The organism is Rhodococcus sp. IEGM 1354 (assembly GCF_030056855.1).
Taxonomy (GTDB): Bacteria; Actinomycetota; Actinomycetes; order Mycobacteriales; family Mycobacteriaceae; genus Rhodococcoides.
The window spans coordinates 844646-862784 of sequence record NZ_JASHKT010000001.1 but is presented as its reverse complement, the minus strand read 5'-3'; the positions used below and the strand labels follow the sequence as shown (position 1 = coordinate 862784).

The 18139-nt window shown below is 65.3% G+C and carries 14 protein-coding genes; 9 read left to right on the top strand and 5 right to left on the bottom strand.

Features of this window, described 5'->3' with window-relative positions:
• Positions 1 to 231: 231 nt before the first annotated feature.
• Together QM588_RS04330 and QM588_RS04325 are read left to right on the top strand one after the other, a co-directional pair.
• On the top strand, positions 232 to 3633 hold the full coding sequence (locus QM588_RS04330; RefSeq protein ID WP_283311704.1) for a heterodisulfide reductase-related iron-sulfur binding cluster: 3402 nt from the start codon (positions 232 to 234) through the stop codon (positions 3631 to 3633).
• A gap of 468 nt (positions 3634 to 4101) precedes the next feature.
• The gene (locus tag QM588_RS04325) at positions 4102 to 4371 is read left to right on the top strand and encodes a hypothetical protein (RefSeq protein ID WP_283311703.1); all 270 of its coding nucleotides are present in this window, start codon (positions 4102 to 4104) and stop codon (positions 4369 to 4371) included.
• Here the strand turns inward: QM588_RS04325 and QM588_RS04320 are convergent.
• Complete coding sequence (locus QM588_RS04320; RefSeq protein ID WP_283311702.1) at positions 4364 to 6307, bottom strand: dipeptidyl-peptidase 5; 1944 nt, start codon at positions 6305 to 6307, stop codon at positions 4364 to 4366. The genes QM588_RS04325 and QM588_RS04320 overlap by 8 nt on opposite strands.
• A 70-nt stretch (positions 6308 to 6377) precedes the next feature.
• Here QM588_RS04320 and QM588_RS04315 point away from each other — a divergent pair, with 70 nt between their 5' ends.
• The gene (locus QM588_RS04315; protein WP_283311701.1) at positions 6378 to 6614 is read left to right on the top strand and encodes a DUF3263 domain-containing protein; all 237 of its coding nucleotides are present in this window, start codon (positions 6378 to 6380) and stop codon (positions 6612 to 6614) included.
• Here QM588_RS04315 and QM588_RS04310 read toward each other — a convergent pair.
• Positions 6611 to 7315: an SOS response-associated peptidase gene (locus QM588_RS04310; protein WP_283311699.1), complete on the bottom strand. Its 705-nt coding sequence runs from the start codon at positions 7313 to 7315 to the stop codon at positions 6611 to 6613. The two genes, QM588_RS04315 and QM588_RS04310, sit on opposite strands and share 4 nt — an antisense overlap.
• Positions 7316 to 7420: 105 nt before the next feature.
• Here QM588_RS04310 and QM588_RS04305 point away from each other — a divergent pair, with 105 nt between their 5' ends.
• Both QM588_RS04305 and QM588_RS04300 read left to right on the top strand, forming a co-directional pair.
• Complete coding sequence (locus tag QM588_RS04305) at positions 7421 to 8671, top strand: pyridoxal phosphate-dependent aminotransferase (protein ID WP_222059608.1); 1251 nt, start codon at positions 7421 to 7423, stop codon at positions 8669 to 8671.
• Between the two features lie 246 nt (positions 8672 to 8917).
• Positions 8918 to 10270 (top strand): YibE/F family protein, encoded by a 1353-nt coding sequence (locus tag QM588_RS04300; protein WP_283311696.1) that lies wholly within the window; start codon positions 8918 to 8920, stop codon positions 10268 to 10270.
• Positions 10271 to 10345: 75 nt separating this feature from the next.
• Here QM588_RS04300 and ald read toward each other — a convergent pair whose 3' ends face one another.
• Complete coding sequence (gene ald, locus QM588_RS04295; RefSeq protein ID WP_032366891.1) at positions 10346 to 11428, bottom strand: alanine dehydrogenase; 1083 nt, start codon at positions 11426 to 11428, stop codon at positions 10346 to 10348.
• A gap of 112 nt (positions 11429 to 11540) precedes the next feature.
• Between ald and QM588_RS04290 the strand changes: the two genes are divergently transcribed.
• A complete protein-coding gene (locus QM588_RS04290) occupies positions 11541 to 12065 on the top strand; it encodes an Lrp/AsnC family transcriptional regulator (RefSeq protein WP_032366892.1) in 525 nt (174 codons plus the stop codon).
• A gap of 6 nt (positions 12066 to 12071) precedes the next feature.
• Here the strand turns inward: QM588_RS04290 and QM588_RS04285 are convergent, their stop codons facing one another.
• Both QM588_RS04285 and QM588_RS04280 read right to left on the bottom strand, forming a co-directional pair.
• Complete coding sequence (locus QM588_RS04285) at positions 12072 to 13982, bottom strand: Hsp70 family protein (protein WP_283311695.1); 1911 nt, start codon at positions 13980 to 13982, stop codon at positions 12072 to 12074.
• 99 nt (positions 13983 to 14081) lie between these two features.
• Complete coding sequence (locus tag QM588_RS04280; RefSeq protein ID WP_283311694.1) at positions 14082 to 15461, bottom strand: hypothetical protein; 1380 nt, start codon at positions 15459 to 15461, stop codon at positions 14082 to 14084.
• A gap of 277 nt (positions 15462 to 15738) precedes the next feature.
• Between QM588_RS04280 and QM588_RS04275 the strand changes: the two genes are divergently transcribed.
• The 3 genes from QM588_RS04275 to QM588_RS04265 are packed head-to-tail and all read left to right on the top strand — an operon-like array spanning position 15739 to position 18094.
• Positions 15739 to 15996 (top strand): acyl carrier protein, encoded by a 258-nt coding sequence (locus tag QM588_RS04275; protein WP_283311693.1) that lies wholly within the window; start codon positions 15739 to 15741, stop codon positions 15994 to 15996.
• A gap of 5 nt (positions 15997 to 16001) precedes the next feature.
• Complete coding sequence (locus QM588_RS04270) at positions 16002 to 17159, top strand: acyl-CoA dehydrogenase family protein (protein ID WP_283311692.1); 1158 nt, start codon at positions 16002 to 16004, stop codon at positions 17157 to 17159.
• A complete protein-coding gene (locus QM588_RS04265) occupies positions 17156 to 18094 on the top strand; it encodes an amino acid--[acyl-carrier-protein] ligase (protein ID WP_442972859.1) in 939 nt (312 codons plus the stop codon). The genes QM588_RS04270 and QM588_RS04265 overlap by 4 nt, the downstream gene beginning before the upstream one ends.
• Positions 18095 to 18139: the final 45 nt, after the last annotated feature.

The window sequence follows — 18139 nt, the reverse complement described above, 5'->3', positions numbered from 1 at the left end:
TGTCACATGCCCGTACGCCTAACGTGATGCGGGCGACAACCTACTGACGAGTTCAGCCCACCCGTCGGACGGTCTCGTGCGCGCAACCACCAGCGTCGCTCCACGCGATTCTGACCTAAGTTACCCGCCGGTAGATTTCGCGATCTACTGACAGGTAACATCGCCGTATTCCTCTCGACGGGCTGGACCCGCGGTAGCTGCTCCAGCTGCCACTGAACGAAAGGCCGCGACATGAACGCCCTGACGATCACGTTGGGCACAGTCGGTGCTCTGCTCAGCCTCGTGTGTTGGTACGCCTTCATTCGTGGTGCCCTGCGCATGTTCAACATCGTGAGGCTGGGTCAGCCGGCACCCGACCGTTGGCGACCGATCGTCCCCCGCTTCAAGCAGATGATCATCGAGTTCGCCGCCCACACCAAGATGGTCAAGTTCCGCACCGTCGGCTGGGCGCACTGGCTGGTGATGATCGGCTTCATGGTCGGGTCCGTGTTCTGGTTCGAGGCCTACGGACAGACGTTCAACCCCGAGTTCCACTGGCCCATCGTCGGCGATACCGCCGTCTACCATCTGATGGACGAGATTCTCGGGCTCGGCACGGTCATCGGCATCACCACGCTGATCGTCATTCGCCAGCTCAACCACCCGCGTAAGCCCGAGCGTCAGTCACGCTTCGCCGGCTCCGGATTCAAGGCCGCCTACTTCGTCGAGGCCGTCGTCCTCATCGAGGGCCTGGGCATGGTGTTCGTCAAGGCGGGCAAGATCGCCACCTACGGACATGCGAACCCCTACACCGACTTCTTCACGATGCGCCTCGCCGAGCTGCTGCCGGCCAACTCCAACATGGTCTCGATCTTTGCTCTGATCAAGCTGATGTCCGGCATGATCTGGCTCTACATCGTGGGCACCCGCATCAACTGGGGCGTCGCGTGGCACCGGTTCACGGCCTTCCCCAACATTTACTTCAAGCGCATGGACGACGGCACGGTCGCCCTCGGACCGGCCAAGCCGATGATGTCCGGCGGCAAGGTCCTCGAAATGGAAGAAGCCGACCCCGACGTCGACGCGTTCGGCGCAGGCAAGATCGAGGACTTCAGCTGGAAGGGCTGGCTCGACTTCACCACGTGCACCGAGTGTGGCCGCTGCCAGTCGCAGTGCCCCGCCTGGAACACCGGCAAGCCCCTCTCCCCCAAGCTGCTGATCATGTCGCTGCGCGATCACAGCCACGCCAAGGCCCCGTACCTGCTGGCCGGCGGCAAGAAGGACATGGCGGGCGACGAGGTCGGACTCGTCGATGCCGAGGGCAACGTCGATCAGAAGGCGCTCGACGCCATTCCTCAGAACGCCCGTGACGAAGCCGATCGCAAGCTCGTCGCCGACGCCATCGAGGGCGGCATCATCGACCCCGAGGTGCTGTGGAGCTGCACCACCTGTGGTGCCTGCGTCGAGCAGTGCCCGGTGGACATCGAGCACGTCGACCACATCATCGACATGCGCCGCTACCAGGTGCTGATCGAATCGGAGTTCCCGTCCGAGCTCGCGGGTCTGTTCAAGAACCTCGAGAACAAGGGCAACCCCTGGGGCCAGAACTCCAAGGACCGCCTCAACTGGATCAACGAGATGGACTTCGACATCCCGGTCTTCGGCCAGGACGCCGATTCCTTCCAGGACTACGAGTACCTGTTCTGGGTCGGCTGCGCCGGTGCCTACGAGGACCGTGCGAAGAAGACCACCAAGGCCGTTGCCGAGCTGCTCGCCACTGCGGGAGTGAAGTTCATGGTGCTCGGCGCGGACGAGACCTGCACCGGCGACTCCGCTCGCCGCGCGGGCAACGAGTTCCTGTTCCAGCAGCTCGCCATGCAGAACATCGAAACGCTGAACAACGTGTTCGACGGCGTCGAGCAGACCAAGCGCAAGATCGTCGTCACCTGCGCCCACTGCTTCAACGCGCTCGGCAACGAGTACCCGCAGGTCGGCGGCGACTACGACGTGGTCCACCACACGCAGCTGCTCAACCGCCTCGTGCGGCAGAAGAAGCTGATTCCGGTGGCCTCGGTCAGCCAGGACATCACCTACCACGATCCGTGCTACCTCGGCCGTCACAACAAGGTGTACGACGCCCCGCGTGAGCTCATGGCCGCGTCGGGCTCCAACCTCAAGGAGATGCCGCGTCACGGTGAGCGGTCCATGTGCTGCGGTGCCGGTGGCGCTCGCATGTGGATGGAAGAGAACATCGGCAAGCGCATCAACATCGACCGGGTCGACGAAGCACTGGCAACCAACCCCAAGAAGATCGCCACCGGTTGCCCGTTCTGCCGCGTCATGCTCACCGACGGTGTCACCGCACGTCAGGAAGGCGGCGCACACGAAGGCGTCGAGGTCGTCGACGTCGCGCAGCTGATGCTCGAATCGATCACCCGCGTCGAGTCCTCGAAGTTGGCCGAGAACATCAAGGTCATCCCGCGTGAGCGCACTCCCGAGGAAGAGCTCGACACCGAAAAGGCAATGGAGGTCGAAGAGGCCGAGCGCATCGCACCCGTCGAGGAGCCTGCCGAGCCGAAGTCCGCTCCGGCAGCACCGGCCCCGAAAGCCGGCGGTGGACTGAAGATGAAGGGTCTGGCCAAGGCACCAGGGGCGAAGACACCCGGTTCGGCTGCCAAGGCCGACACCGCCGAGCCTGACACTGCAGCGGCTGCTCCCGCCGAAGCCGCTCCGAAGCCGAAGGGTCTCGGAATGGCCGGTGGCAAGGCACCCGGTGGCAAGGGTCTGCAGATGAAGGGCAAGGCACCCGGCGCGAAGGCAGCTGCTCCGGCACCTGCCGACGCTCCCGCGGCAACCGAAGCACCAGCTCCCGCAGAGCCCTCCGAGTCGACTCCGTCCGTCAAGCCCAAGGGTCTGGCTGTGAAGTCGGGGTTCAAGAAGCCGGGAGCCAAGGCACCGGGCAAGCCCGCCGATGCTGCTCCGGCTGCAGCGGCACCTGCCCCGGAAGCGGCCGATGCTGCAGCGGAATCACCTTCTGCTGCAACTGAATCCGTAGCAGCAGAGTCCAAGCCGACCGTCCAGCCCAAGGGCCTGGCCGTGAAGTCCGGATTCAAGAAGCCGGGAGCCAAGGCACAGGGTAAGCCTGCTGCCGAGGCACCGGTCTCCGAAGCTCCTGCGGCAGAGGCTCCCAAGGCTGAGGCACCCAAGGCCGAGGCACCGGTTGCCGAGGCCACAGCGTCCGAGGCACCCGCCACCGAGGCTGCTGCAACCGAGTCCGTAGCGGCAGAATCCAAGCCGACTGTCCAGCCCAAGGGCCTGGCTGTGAAGTCCGGATTCAAGAAGCCAGGTGCGCGGACACCGGGTGCGGCCGCCGCTGCACCTGCCGCAGCACCAGCCGAGCCGGCGAAAGCGGAGCCCGAGAAGGCCGAGCCGACCCCGGAAGCCGAGGCACCGGTAGCCGACGCACCAGCCACCGAAGCACCGACTGAGGCATCGAGCACCGAGGCACCGGAAACAGAGGCGCCGAAGGCAGAAGCGTCGGACACTGCGGCCGAGACCACATCCAACGGTTCGGATGATCGCACTCCGCCCAAGCCGAAGGCCGGTGGACTCGGATTCGCTCCGGGTGCAAAGGTTCCGGGTCGCCGGAAGTAACCTCACACCCCGTTTACCGACTGCGCGCCCCTGCTCACTTCAGAGCAGGGGCGCGCAGTCGTCGGTAGGGCGTGGATTTCGATCTGGACGACGTCGAGACCGTTCTCGAATTCGACGGCAAGGTCGAGTACGGGCGCTACGTTCCCGACGGCAAGTCCGCGACAGACGTGGTGTGGGACGAGAAGCGCCGCGCGGATCGCATCGGGGGGACGGGTCGAACCCATCACCTGGGCAGACCTCGACCATCCCGAACTGGTCGACCGAATGATTCGCGATGCCGCCGTCCGCGCTCGACGCCCCGACCGCGCGCCCGTCCTACCGACTGCGCGCCCCCGCTCACCTCGGAGCCGGGGCGCGCACCTTGCACCAGGGGTGTGAAGTCGCAGTCGGACCCCGCGGCGGTGGACGAATCGGACATCGTGAGTATGGTCGGAATCGAATTGCATACCCGAAGAAGTAGGAGCAGGCATGACCGACGACGCGGACAAGCTCTTTCGCCGCTACGACGAGTGGTGGACGGCGCTGTCGCCCGACGATCGAGCGCATGTCGAGAAGTGCTGCGAATCGGGCCGCACCGACGAGCGCCTCTGTGCACTCGTTCTCGAGAACGACGGCCCGTCGAAGGCGGCGTTCGAGGCGGGCAGCAAACTGTCCGTCGGCAACAGCAAGTACTGCGCCATCCCCAGCGCGCTGCTCGAATTTCTCGAGGCGAAGCGCGCACACCCACCACTCAGCTAGACGGTCGCCACAACTCCAGTTCGGGGATTCCGGGTGGGGTGAATCCCATGACCTGCCCGTAGAACGACAGTTCCGATTCTCGGGCGTTCACCTGTGTTTCGAGTTTCCGGAATCCGTGGGACTCACCGGTGTACGTGAGGTAGGCGTGCGGTATCCCCTTCTCCACCATGGCGTCTCGGAATCGTTCGGCCTGCGAGGGCGGCACGATGGGATCGTCGAGACCCTGCAGCAGCAGTACCGGGCACGAGAGTCCGTCGACGTTGTTCACCGGCGCGCGGGTGCGATACAGGTCGATAGCCTCGGGCAGCGGCCCGATGAGCCCGTCGATGTAGCGGGACTCGAAATCGTGCGTCTCGGCTACGAACATCTCCAGTTCGGCGACGCCGAAGTACGAAGCACCGCAAGCAAATACGTCCGACGACGTGAGCGCGGCCAACACCGTCCAGCCACCTGCCGAACCACCTTCGATGGCCAGCCGGTTCGGGTCGGCGAGGCCGGCATCGGCCAATCCACGGACCGCGGCGATGGTGTCTTCGACGTCGACCACGCCCCACTGTCCACGCAACCGGTTACGGTATTCGCGGCCGTAACCACTGGATCCGCCGTAGTTCACATCGACGACGCCGATGCCGCGGCTGGTGAAGTACGCGAACACCGGGTTCAACGCCGGTGCCACATGAGCCGTCGGACCGCCGTGCACGAACGCGACGTACGGCGGTAGTTCGCCGTCCAACCCCTCGTAGGACGGGTTGCGCGGTGCGTACGCGATGGCATGAACCTCGCGCTCCGGCCCTCGAAATGTGACTCGACGCCCCTCGGGCAGGTACGCGACGTCCGGTATCGATTCGAAACTCGAACGAACACTGCGTAATTCGCGGGTGGCCAGGTCTACTGCGAACAGTCCCGACGGCACCTGCGCGCCGCCGCCCCGGAGCAGAACTGTCGATCCGAGCCGTCCCCCGAGCCCCACCGATGTCACTTCGTCGAGTTCGATGTCGTCGAGGGTGCCGGTGACGGGGTCGAGAACGGCAAGCGTATCGGTGCCGACGGTGCGAACGGTCAGCAGCGTGCCGTCGTCGAGAACGGTGTACCAGCGGGCTCCGAGTTGCCAGAGTGGGGCGCCGAAGTCTGCATCGAGGGTCGACACCGGCGTCGCTGCGCCGTCCAGCGTCACCGAATACAGGTTCCACCAACCACTTCGATCGCTGATGACGTACAGCGACTCGTCGTCGATCCATTCCGGCTGCAGCACCGATTCCTCGGTCGAACCCATCAACACAGTCCAGGACGACGGATCGGCCAGCGATGCGACCCGCAGTTCCGTTCCGTCCCAGGGCATCTGCGGGTGGTTCCAGGCGATCCACGCGATGCGGCTGCCGTCGGGCGAAAGCCTGGGGTAGGCAAGGAAATTCGATCCCGAGACCAGTGAGCGCACTCCGCCGCCGCCGAGGTCGATCGCGACGATGTCACGGGTGACGGCTCCGGCGTCGTGGGTCTCGCGGACGGCGATCACGTCGGTGCCGACCACCGACAGCTCCCCGTACCGAATGCTCGACGCCACAGCCGGGGCCGGGGTGAGCGGTAGAGGTGCGTCGCCGGGGGTGAGTCGGTAGATGCGTTGGTCGGAGAATTCCGCGAACACCAGATCGCCGTTCGGCGTTGCCGTCCACGCGCCGCCGCCGTATTCGTGAACGCGGGTGCGGGCATTGAACGGTGCCGGCAGGATCGCCTCGACCTGTCCGTCGACGTGGCGGCAGATCGCGGTTCGGCCTTGTTCGGTGGGACGCACCTCGGACCACCAGATCTCGTGTCCGACGAATCGTCCGCCCTCGACGGGGTGGCCGGCCGACGACAGATCGGCTGCGGTGATGGGCGAGGGCCAGGATCCGTACGCGAGAGCGGTCACCTGTTCCACCCTAGTGAACTCCACACGCATGTAACGCGCTGTTCATCGCACCTTCAACCGTGACACCGATGATGGTGGGACGCAGCACGAGGGAGAGACCATGCGCCGGACCACCACCCACTCGGTCGACCACGAGATCCTGACGTTCGGTCGTACCTGGCACGGGTACGGCGGCGGTAGCGACGAGGACATCTACGTGGCGTTCGGGGTCGATGCGTCCACCTACTTCCGGCGGCTTCGGCGCATCCTCGATTCCCCGGCGGCCGACGACCTGACTGCGAGCGAACGGGCCGCGATACTCGACATCTGCCGGCACCGTACCGACGGTCAGGGCTAGACCGGAGTCAGCAGCTCCGGGCTGTTGTTCTTCACACTGTTCACCGCGGTACTCACCTCGTAGGGCTCGAGCCGCGGCTGCGGTATCGCGGCCAGCAGTTCGGAGACCTCGCTCAGATCCGTCAGCGTCGGATCGAGCCAGCTCGCCCGCAGCTCCGGAGGCAGCACCACCGGTGAGCGATCGTGGATGTGCCCGAGCGCGTCGGCAGCAGGCGAGGTGAGCACGGTGGCCGACCAGACCCAGCGGTCCTCGTCGTCGTCGGCCTTGGTGGGGTCTCGCCAGAGCTCGTACAGACCCGCCATCGCCAGCACGCCCTGCTCGTGCAGGAAATACGGCACTTTGGCGCCGTCACGCTTTTCCCACTCGTAGTACCCGTCGGCTGGAATGATGCAGCGTCGACGGCTTGCGGCTTTCTTGAACGACGGCTTCTCGGTGATCGTCTCGGACCTGGCGTTGATGAGCCGGGACCCGATCTTCGCGTCCTTCGCCCACGACGGAATCAATCCCCATCGGACCGAACGCAATTGGCGCACGGCGTCGGACTCGGGTTCGTCCTTGGGGGCGCGTTCGAGCACCGTCCTGATGGTCTGGGTCGGGGCCACGTTGTACGACGGCGGCACCTCGTCGCCCACGGTTTCGGCGATGTCGAAGACCGCCTGCAGGTCGCTGTCACTCCGGGTACTGGCATACCGTCCGCACATGGAACGAGATTGTTCCACCTGCCACCGACACGGCCCAGTGAAACAGCGGTGCCCGAACGACAACCTCGTGGATTCCCACGGCACTCACCTGGCACGATGTGACGGGTGAGCACTCCGCAGATCCACCCACAGCCGCGTTATCGCACGTTGCAGCAGTCGACCAAGCTGCAGAACGTGCTGTACGAGATCCGCGGACCGGTACACGCGCATGCGGCCCGGCTCGAGGCCGAGGGCCATCGCATCCTGAAGCTCAACATCGGTAATCCGGCCCCGTTCGGCTTCGAGGCTCCGGACGTGATCGTGCGAGACATGATCGCGGCGCTCCCGGTGGCCCAGGGCTACTCGGAGTCGAAGGGCATCCTGTCGGCTCGACGTGCCATCGTCACGCGCTACGAACTCGAACCGGGTTTCCCCGATCTCGACGTCGACGACATCTATCTCGGTAACGGCGTCTCCGAGCTCATCACGATGACGATGCAGGCACTGTTGGACGACGGCGACGAGGTCTTGATCCCGGCCCCGGACTACCCGTTGTGGACGGCGATGACGACGCTGTCCGGCGGCAAGGCGGTGCACTACATCTGCGACGAGGAGAACGGGTGGAATCCCGATCTCGCCGACATCGAGTCGAAGATCACCCCGAAGACCGTCGCGCTGCTGGTGATCAATCCCAACAATCCGACGGGTGCGGTGTACTCCAAGGAGGTGCTGCAGGGCATCGTCGATCTGGCGCGCAAGCATCAGTTGCTGCTGCTGGCCGACGAGATCTACGACCGGATTCTCTACGACGACGCCGAGCACACCTCGCTGGCGAGCCTGGCGCCGGATCTGCTGTGCCTGACGTACAACGGTCTGTCCAAGGCGTATCGAGTGGCCGGCTACCGTGCCGGGTGGCTCGCGATCACCGGCCCGAAGAAGCACGCCGCCGGCTTCATCGAAGGCATCGACCTGCTCGCGTCGACGCGTCTGTGCCCCAATGTGCCTGCCCAACATGCCATTCAGGTTGCTCTGGGTGGATATCAGAGCATCGAGGATCTGATCCTGCCCGGCGGGCGGCTGCTCGAGCAGCGCGATGTCGCGTGGGAGAAGCTCAACGCCATTCACGGGGTCTCGTGCGTCAAGCCGCGCGGTGCGCTGTACGCATTCCCTCGACTCGATCCCGAGGTGCACGAGATCTACGACGACGAGAAGCTCGTACAGGACCTGCTGCTGCAGGAGAAGATCCTGGTTGTGCAGGGCACCGGATTCAACTGGCCCGGGCATGACCACGTGCGGATCGTGACGCTGCCGTGGGCGCGCGATCTGGCCGTTGCGATCGAGCGGTTCGGCAACTTCCTGTCCTCGTACAAACAGTGAGGCTCGAAGTTACCGACAAGTAGTTGAAAGTGATGGACAAAACACCGGGGTGATCCCGCCTCCGCGGCGAATCATCTGTACATTGGCGGACGGCACTTCGGTGCCCGCGAGCCCTGGTCGTACCCATCCCCCCCGGGTCGATCAGGTGGTGGCGGGGGACGCCCCCCCCTGCTCCCCGCCACCGAGCTCCTCGCATCGGCCGAGTACCCGGCCGGTACCGATCCGGCCCCGTACTAGCCTTGCACCGTGGAACCACACGGCACGCAACCCTCGGACGGCATCTCGCCGGGCTCCACTTCTCATGTGGGTCACGGTCACGGTCACGGACACAGCGACTCCCCCGTTCCGTTGGGACCGGTGGCAGCCAAGGTCGTCGTCGGATTGCTGGTCGCCATTGCCATCGCCGTCATCGCCGGAGCCATCGCGCTGTGGCCCAGCGAGCAGAGCGTCGACATTCCGCTGCCGTTCCAGACCACCGGTGGCGGAGCGGTCACCACCGAGGCCGGCACCGTCACCTCGCAGAGCATCGGCTCCTGCGGCAGCCCCGACGCCGGGCGGCCGTTCAGCGGTAACCCGACTCCCCCGGTCAACGACTCCTACGAATGCCAACGCAGCATCATCGACATCACCACCGGTGACGACGCGGGCAAACGAACGGTCCTCGAGATCGCACCGGGCCCGGGGCAGCCCGATCTGCGTACCGGCGAGGGAATCCGCCTGGTGAAGCAGACCGACCCGGCCGGCGCGGTGCAGTACTCGTTCAACGACTACTCGCGCGGACTGCCGCTGTCGATCATCGTCGCAGTGTTCGCTGTGGTCATCTGCGTCGTCGCCCGATGGCGTGGCTTCCGCGCTCTCGTCGGGCTGGTGATCGCCTTCGCGGTACTGGTGGTGTTCATGCTGCCCGCGCTGCTCGACGGCGCTCCGGCCATTCCGGTCGCGCTGGTCGCCGGGGCGATCATTCTGTACGCCGTGCTGTATCTGGCGCACGGCGTCAATCTGCGGACCAGCTCGGCGCTACTGGGCACGTTGACCTCGATGGGGCTGGCCGCGGTCCTGTCCTACGTCGCGATCAGAATGACGCATCTGACGGGACTGTCCGAGGAACAGAACACCGAGGTCCAGACCTACATCACCCACGTCAGCATCACCGGACTGCTGTTGGCCGGTTTCATCATCGGATCGCTCGGTGTGCTCAACGACGTCACCATCACGCAGGCGTCGGCCGCGTTCGAGTTGGCGTCGGTGGACAAGACGGCATCGAGGCGCGAGATCTTCGGAGCCGCGATGCGGGTGGGCCGTGATCACATCGCCAGCACCGTCTACACCCTGGTGCTCGCGTACGCCGGTGGCGCGCTTCCGCTGCTCCTGCTCTTCAGCGTCGCAGGCAGATCGTTCCAGGACGTGTTGACCGGCGACGCCGTGGCGATCGAAATCGTGCGGTCGTCCGTCGGTGGCGTCGCGCTGGCCCTGTCGGTACCCCTCACCACTGCCATCGCCGTTTTGCTGGCTAGGCCGATCACCTCGTCGCGGACGAGCCCGTCGCCGCGGGCGGCCAAGCCTGCACGTTCGCGGGGCTCGGGCCGCCACAGCGCGTAGAGCGGCTTCGCCGCATGTGAGTGGAAACTCGTAGCAGGTACCGATCTTTCGTGCACGTGCGGCGAAGCCGCTCGGTCAGGCGAACGCCGCCGCAACGGTCGCGGACAGCAGCTCACCCTCATGGGTGCTCAGGCCCGCTTTGAGACCGGGGTCCGCGGCGCAGGCGGCTTCCCAGCCCTTGTCGGCCAGAGCAACCACGTAGGGCAGGGTGGCATTGGTGAGCGCGTACGTCGACGTACGGGGCACGGCTCCTGGCATGTTGGCCACGCAGTAGAAAACGGATTCGTGCACCTTGTAGGTGGGATCGGCGTGGGTGGTGGCCACCGAGTCCTCGAAGCAACCGCCCTGATCGATGGCGATGTCGACCAGAACCGATCCTGGCTTCATGCGCTGGACCAGGCTGTTCGACACGAGCTTCGGCGCTTTCGCTCCGGGAACGAGTACGGCGCCGATGACCAGATCGGCAGCCAGCACGGCCTGTTCGAGTTCGTACGCGTTCGACACCAACGTCTTGACGGCACCGCGGTACTGATCGTCGATCGCGCGCAGTGCCCGGACATCGAGATCCAGTACGGTGACATCGGCGTGCATGCCGAAAGCGATTGCAGTGGCGTTCTTTCCGGAGACGCCGGCTCCGATCACGACGACGTTGGCGGGACGCACTCCCGGTACGCCACCCATCAGTACACCGCGGCCACCTTCGCTCGACATCAGGTGGTAGGCACCGGCCTGCGGTGCCAGACGGCCGGCAACTTCGCTCATCGGCGCGAGTAGGGGCAGCGATCCGTCTGCGGCAGTGACGGTTTCGTAGGCAATGGATGTGGTGCCCGACGCCAGCAACGCGTCGGTGCAGGCCTTGGACGCGGCGAGATGGAGGTAGGTGAACAGCACCTGGCCCTTGCGCAGGCGTGAATATTCCTCGGCGATGGGTTCTTTGACCTTGAGCAGGAGATCGGCCGCGTCCCAGACGGCAACCGCGTCGGTGAATATCTGCGCGCCTGCGGCTTTGTAATCGGTATCGGTGAACGACGAACCGGCGCCGGCCTCGGTTTCGATGATCACTTCGTGTCCTCGCGAGACAAGTTCGTGCACGCCTGCCGGGGTGATCGCCACCCGGTATTCGTGGTTCTTGATCTCGCGTGGAATTCCGATTTTCATGACGTCCTCCTGCAGTGGCGGTGACCGAAGCGACGCTCCGTGGGTATGCCAACTATGAATTATGTGCGGAATAGCTGCAATGGATGTGAACATAATTCTGTATCATCCGGTTATGGATGCAGATAGTTCATTCGAGCCGGTCGAAGAGGGGGCTCGATCGAATGATGTTCGGTCCGTCGCCCTGGACCGAATCGACCACATCCTGCTCGACGAACTGCGTCGAGACGCACGCACACCGAACAATGCGCTGGCGGCCGCAGCAGGGATCGCGCCGTCCACGGCCCTCACCCGAGTCCGGGCGCTCGTCGAACGCGGCGTCATCCGCGGCTTCCACGCCGACATCGACCCCGAGGCCCTCGGGCAGGGCATTCAGGCCATGATCTCGGTTCGGCTGCAAGCGGATGCTCGACGGCGGATCAGCGAATTCGGTTCGAAGATCGCGTCCCGCAAGGAGACGCTGAACATCTACTTCATCGCCGGGGCCGACGACTTCCTGGTGCATGTGGCAACGGTCGACACGGCCACCCTGCGCGATTTCGTCGTCGAAAATCTCAGTGCCGACCCCGCCGTTGCGGCGACGGAGACCATCCTGATCTTCGAGCACATCAGGCCGCGAAACACGAACGCGGACAAGTGAAGACGATCAGGGTGCCGGCGGCACGATCGGAGGGAAGCCCGGCAACGTGAAGTCCGGGAAGCCCGGGATCAGCGGCGGCGGTTGCTGCGTAGTGACGGGAGGAACGGACTCGACGGGTGCCGGTGGCGGCTCGACCGTGGTGGTCTCGGTGGTCGTGACCGGCTGTTCCCACGTGGTTTCCGGCTGCTCGGTCGTCGGCTCCACGGTCGTGGTCGGTTCCGGCGCAGGCGGTGGCGGCAACAGGACGGGAGCTGGCGTCGTTGTCGGCACCGTGGTGACCACCGGAGTATCGGTCTGATCGCGACTGACCGAGGTGTCCACTACCTGCGGTGAGTTCTGGTGGGTGAACATGAAGCCGGACACGGCGACCACCGCTGCCGCGCAGAACGCGAGCACTCCGCCGGTACGCAGCCTGCGCCGTGCGCGAGTGCGATCGTCTTCACCGTCGTCGTCGTCGTAGTCGGCGTCGAGCCAGTAGATGTTCTTCAGCTGGAACGGAACGGGCTTCCCGTCCTCGCCGATGCCGGCGGCAGCATCGGGGGTGGAGGTCTGCGACACCGGCTGTACTGCAGGCGCTTCCACGGCGACAGCAGAGACTTCACCCGCACCGTCCTCGAAAATGTCGTGCACAGCGGTCGGTTCCGACGAATGCTGAGCATTCACGGTCGACGCCTCGGGAATAGCGGCGGGCGAGTTGGTATCGGCGGGCGCGTCGATATCACCCGGCGCGTCGGCGAACTTCGACGACTCGAAACCTGTTGCCACAGCAGCGGATTCGGTCACCGATGCGGCAGCGATCCACGGACGTGCCGGCACGGGACGAGTCGAGTTCGGCGTGGCGACCGGCGGTGCGGCGTGCTGCGACTCCGAACGCGCAGGCATCGGCGGCGTCGGTGCCACAGGAGCAGGCGGCACCACAGGCACAGGCGGGGTCACCGGAGCAGGCGAGAGAACAGCAGCGCTGTCCGTGTGTCGGCGTCTCGGCGCACTGGCGTGCGCGTCGCGCACTGTGCGGTCCGGCGCGGTTCTGGTGCGCGAATTCGGCCGCGCGGCCAGTGCTGCCCCGCGTGCGGCGACCGTCTCGGGCTCGGTCGGGACGATCGAGGGCAGTTCGAGCAGGGGGCCCACGCGCTGCTGGACGATGGGCATGCGTGCGCCACCACCGATCAACACGACCGCGTCGATGGGCACGTTGGCACCGATCATGACCTCGCGGGCGAACTCGATCGCCTCGTCGAGCAGGTCTGTGATCAGCAGTTCGAAGTTTTCCCGGGACAGCAGGATCATCCCGCTCGCGTCGGGCAGGCACACTGCGTCCTGAGTCGACAGACGTTCCTTGGCGATGCGGCATCGCTTCTCGAACAGCGCTATGTCGGGGTCGGTCGCCGGCTTACCGAGGCGCTGGAGCTGGTTGTTGCGCACGTACGCGTCGATCAGATCACCGCTGTAGGAACCCGAGCGCTGGGACGCAGTCACCGTGCGCGCAGTCAGGTCGACGACGCTGACCGTCAGGCCCGAACTACCGAGGTCGAACAGGGCGACGGAGCGGGCACCCCGCGCCTCACCGGTGACGGCGAGGTATTCCACGACGGCCTCGACCTCGGGGACCAGGTGGTAGTTGTTCAGGTGGGCACCGGCGAAGGCGGCACGCAGCGCATCCGCCTGACGCGGATCCCGGTAGGCGATGCCGGTCGAGAGTTCCGGATCGACTTCGGTAGCGGCGCCGATCGATTCGGCGGCCAGGTGCGGGAGGTCCCCGGTGGCGCTGTCGATCAGTTCGTTGCGGAAGAACAGTGGCCGCTCGACGTCGGTGACCAGGCCGGACGAGGTATCGCCGGAGGCTTCCAACTGGTCGGCTCTGGGCTGCGCCGTGCGCACGGCTCGGGTCCCCATGGACACCCCAAGCAGCACAGTCACGATCGTCGGCCTCACTTCGTTCGGCGGTTTCGGTGAACGCCCCATCGGGAGTCCACCCGCACACGGTACCGTCTCGCGGCGAGCTGCACGAAAGGGTGCCTACGGGCCTGCTTGTTCTGCTTCGGTGTAGATCGAGCCGAAACCGATGTCGGACGCCTCGCCGGGAGGCTGGTACATCTCACCGGTGTACGAGTACTGCTCGACGTAGAGCTGCTCGTACGTCAGTGTGGTCGGTCCCGCCGCAGCCGGTTGGTCCGGTGGAGGTGTGTCGGCAACCGGGGGTGCGATCTCGGCGAGAGTCGCCTCGAAACCGGGGTCGGTATTGATCACGGATCTGGGCGCATTGTCGAAATCGGCGAAGAGCGCGAACATCAGCGCGACAACCACGACTCCGACCGACACCGCCACGGCACCGACCTTGAGTGCCGCCTGCCGCGTCCACTGCCGGTCCGTGAGAGTCGACAGGTACGACAACGGAATCGCAGCGACCCCGCGGCGACCGACACCACGGACTCTTCGTGACGATGGGTCTTCCGGAGTGAGTTCCGGTTCCGGTTCCGCTTCGGAGTGCGTCGTCGACTCGACCTCGGACGACGACTCCGAATCCGCTACCTCCACTACCGGCAAGGGTTCGACCACCGGCGAGGGTTCCACTACCGGATCGGGGGCCTGCTTCGAGCCGATTTCGGCCCTGATCAGCGCGCCCTCGGCAACCGCCGACACCGAGTCGTGGACGGTGAGCGGCACCGGCCAGGTGGCGCGAACCCGTCGCTGGACGAGGGGGCTGTTGGCCACTCCTCCCAGCAGCACGATCGCGTCGGGAGTCCGGGGACCGACCCACTCGAGCAAGTCGTCGATCAGTGGGGTGGCGGCCGCCTCGAACTCGTCGCGTTCGAGGATCATCGGGCCGTTGTTGGGCGCGCGCACACCGGCCGACGTGGTCAGTAGCTCCCGAAGCTCTCGGAAGAACGTGCGATAGGACGCGACACCCTCCGGCCCTTCGGGTTCCGGCAGGATTCCCTTGGTCATCACCACGCTCTGCACCACGTCGTCGAGGCGTTCGCCGCCGAACGACTCGGTTCGGTCGTGCCATCCGACGGTTTCTTCGGCGGTGTTCACGACCAAGCCCGACGTTCCGTGTCTGCCGAGGTCGAGCACCAGCACGTTCGTCGCGTCGGCGAGGGTGTCGAGCGAACACACGAACGCGAGCAGCGCGCAATGCTCGTCCACCGTCTCGACGGACGCAGCCAGGCCAGACGACGTCGTGAAATCCGCGTAGCGCAGGGTGCGCGCCTCGCGCCCGGTGAAGACGACGGAGTCGAAGGGGCCGCGCGCTCCGATTCGGTCGGACAGGTCGTGCATCGCACGGTCCGGATCGGTGAGCTCGATGTCGACGGACTCGACGACGCGGCGGTCACCATCGGTGTAGGCGATGCGCAGGGCGTACGACTCCACGGCCACGCCGCAGACTGGTCCCATCGAGTGTTGTCCTTCGATTGCTTGCCGTATGAACAGACGATCGGAACCTATCGTACGCACGCTCGGCGTGACCGAAACGAGCAAACGGGCCGAAAAACCGACATGCGGGACGTAGGTCACGAAACTTGCACTCGGTATGCGGTATCGGGTTCAAACAATCTGAGATATTGTTTACCCGGGTCTGGGGAGACTGCGGGTCGAAATATTTTCCGTCGGCCCGTACGACTTGCGAGGCCGCCCGGTCTCGCACCCAAGCAATCGGTGGAGGTCCGTCACGATGGAAACACTCAGTACGCAGTTCGACGCACGCATTCGGAATGTGCTGGACAAGCTCGGCAAGATGCCGGTCGCCGCGTCGGACATCGACTCTGCTTCCGACCTCTACGACAGTGGCTTGACCTCGCACGCGAGTGTCAACGTCATGATCGGCCTCGAGGACGAGTTCGACATCGAGTTCCCCGACGCGATGCTGCAGAAATCCACATTCGCGAGCATCGACGCGATCGCAGCTGCTGTCGCCCAACTCGCGGGCTGACGACCATGACGGTCTCGTCCGACAGTCGCCCCGCGCAACTGCCCCTCACCGATGTTCTCAAGACCCTCCGCACGTTCGCGGCCGAGGTCGACCGCGAGGGCAGGTTTCCCGCCGAGTCCGTCGACGCTCTGCGCTCGGCAAATCTGTTCGCCGCCGCGATCCCGACGGCGCTCGGCGGCGGTGGCCTGTCCCTCACCGAGCTCGCCCGAATCGCACGCGACCTCGGTGCCGAATGTGCCTCGACGGCAATGATTTTCGTCATGCACCAGTCTCAGATCCTGAGCATCGTCAGGCACGGCGGCACCCCCACGTCCGACGCGTTGCTGCGCCGGATCGCAGCCGATCAACCGCTCGTCGCGTCGGCGACGACGGAGATCAACATCGGCGGCGACGTGCGTTCGAGCAGCTGCGCGGTCGAGTACGACGGAGACCGCATCCACCTGGCCAAGACCGCCCCGGTGATCTCGTACGGCGAATACGCCGAGATCGTTCTCGCGACGGCGCGGCGCACGGTGGACAGCCCGCCGAGCGATCAGGTGCTGGTCGTGTGCCAGAAGCCCGACGTCACCCTCGAACGCACCAGCAACTGGGACACCCTCGGGTTTCGTGGCACCTGCAGCCCGGGCTTCCAGCTCGACGCCGTGGCCGACCGATCGAGCATTCTGCGCGACAACTACGGCGAGATATCTTCGCAGACAATGCTTCCGGTCGCCCATGTGCTGTGGGCCTCGGCCTGGCTCGGTATCGCCGACGCAGCCGTGTCCAAGTCACGCAAGTTCGTTCGCAAGGCGGCGAGCAAGAGCCCCGGTGTCACTCCTCCCTCCGCCCTGCGGCTGGCCGAATTGTTCGTGGCCCACGAGCAACTCGTCGACACCGTGTTCGGTGCAGCGGCAAAGTTCGAGGCCATCGCAGATTCCCCCGAGGAGCTGGGTTCCATCGGCTTCGCCGTCAAGATCAACAACGTCAAGGTGACGGCGTCGACTCTCGTCATCGACATCGTCGGTAAGGCGATGCAGATCTGCGGCATCTCCGGGTACCGAGAAGACGGCGATTTCAGCATCGGACGGCACCTACGCGACGCGCACGGCTCGGCGATCATGGTCAGCAACGAACGCATCCTCGCGCACAACTCTCAACTCGCGCTTCTCTACAAAGGCAAATGATGACCCAGACACAGGACAAGACCTCCGAATTGGACTCGGCGCGAAGCGAATTCAGGCAAGAGCTCGTCGATGCCGGCTTGCTGATCCCGTCGTCGGTACCTGGTCTGTACGGCCGGTCCGGCGAGTTCGAGGACATCATCGAATCCATCGATCGTCGGGTCGTGGCCGCGAGCGCGTCGGAGCACGGATCGAGTGTGCCCAGGTTCCGGTTCCCGCCGGTCTTCCCGCGGGAAGCATTCGAGAAGACCGACTACATCGCGTCGTTCCCCAATCTCACCGGTGCCATCAACACGTTCGACGGCGACAACAAGGCCCACGCCGCGCTGCTCGCCGATCGATCCGAGGGCAAGGACTGGGATCACCACCTCGAGTCGGCCGGGACGATGCTGGTGTCCGCGGCATGTCACCCGTCGTACTCGATGTTGCCGTCCGTACTCCCGTCCGGTGGCACGACGTACGACATCTACGGCTACTGCTTCCGGCACGAGCCTGCCGTCGACCCTGCTCGCATGCAGGCCTTCCGCATGCACGAGATCGTGCGGGTCGGCACCCCGGACGACGCCGTCGCCCACCGGGAGAGGTGGGTGCAGCGCGGCCTGGAGGTACTCGCCGACCTGGGTCTCGAGGCGGAAGCCGTGATCGCCAACGATCCGTTCTTCGGTCGAGCAGGTCGCATGCTCGCGGCCAATCAACGCAACGAGAACCTCAAGACCGAGTTGGTCGTGCGGCTGTACGGAGACCTGGACGACGGCACGGCCGTGGTCTCGTGCAACTGCCATCGCGATCATTTCGGCCACACCTTCGACATCAGCACCGTCGACGGCGAACCTGCACACAGTGCGTGCGTCGGCTTCGGCATGGAGCGTATTGCGCTGGCGCTGTTGCGGACCCACGGTATCGACCGCGACAAGTGGCCGAGGTCGCTTCGGTCGTGACGTCGGTAGCCGACGTCGACATCCCTACCAGCGATCGGAGCGCGC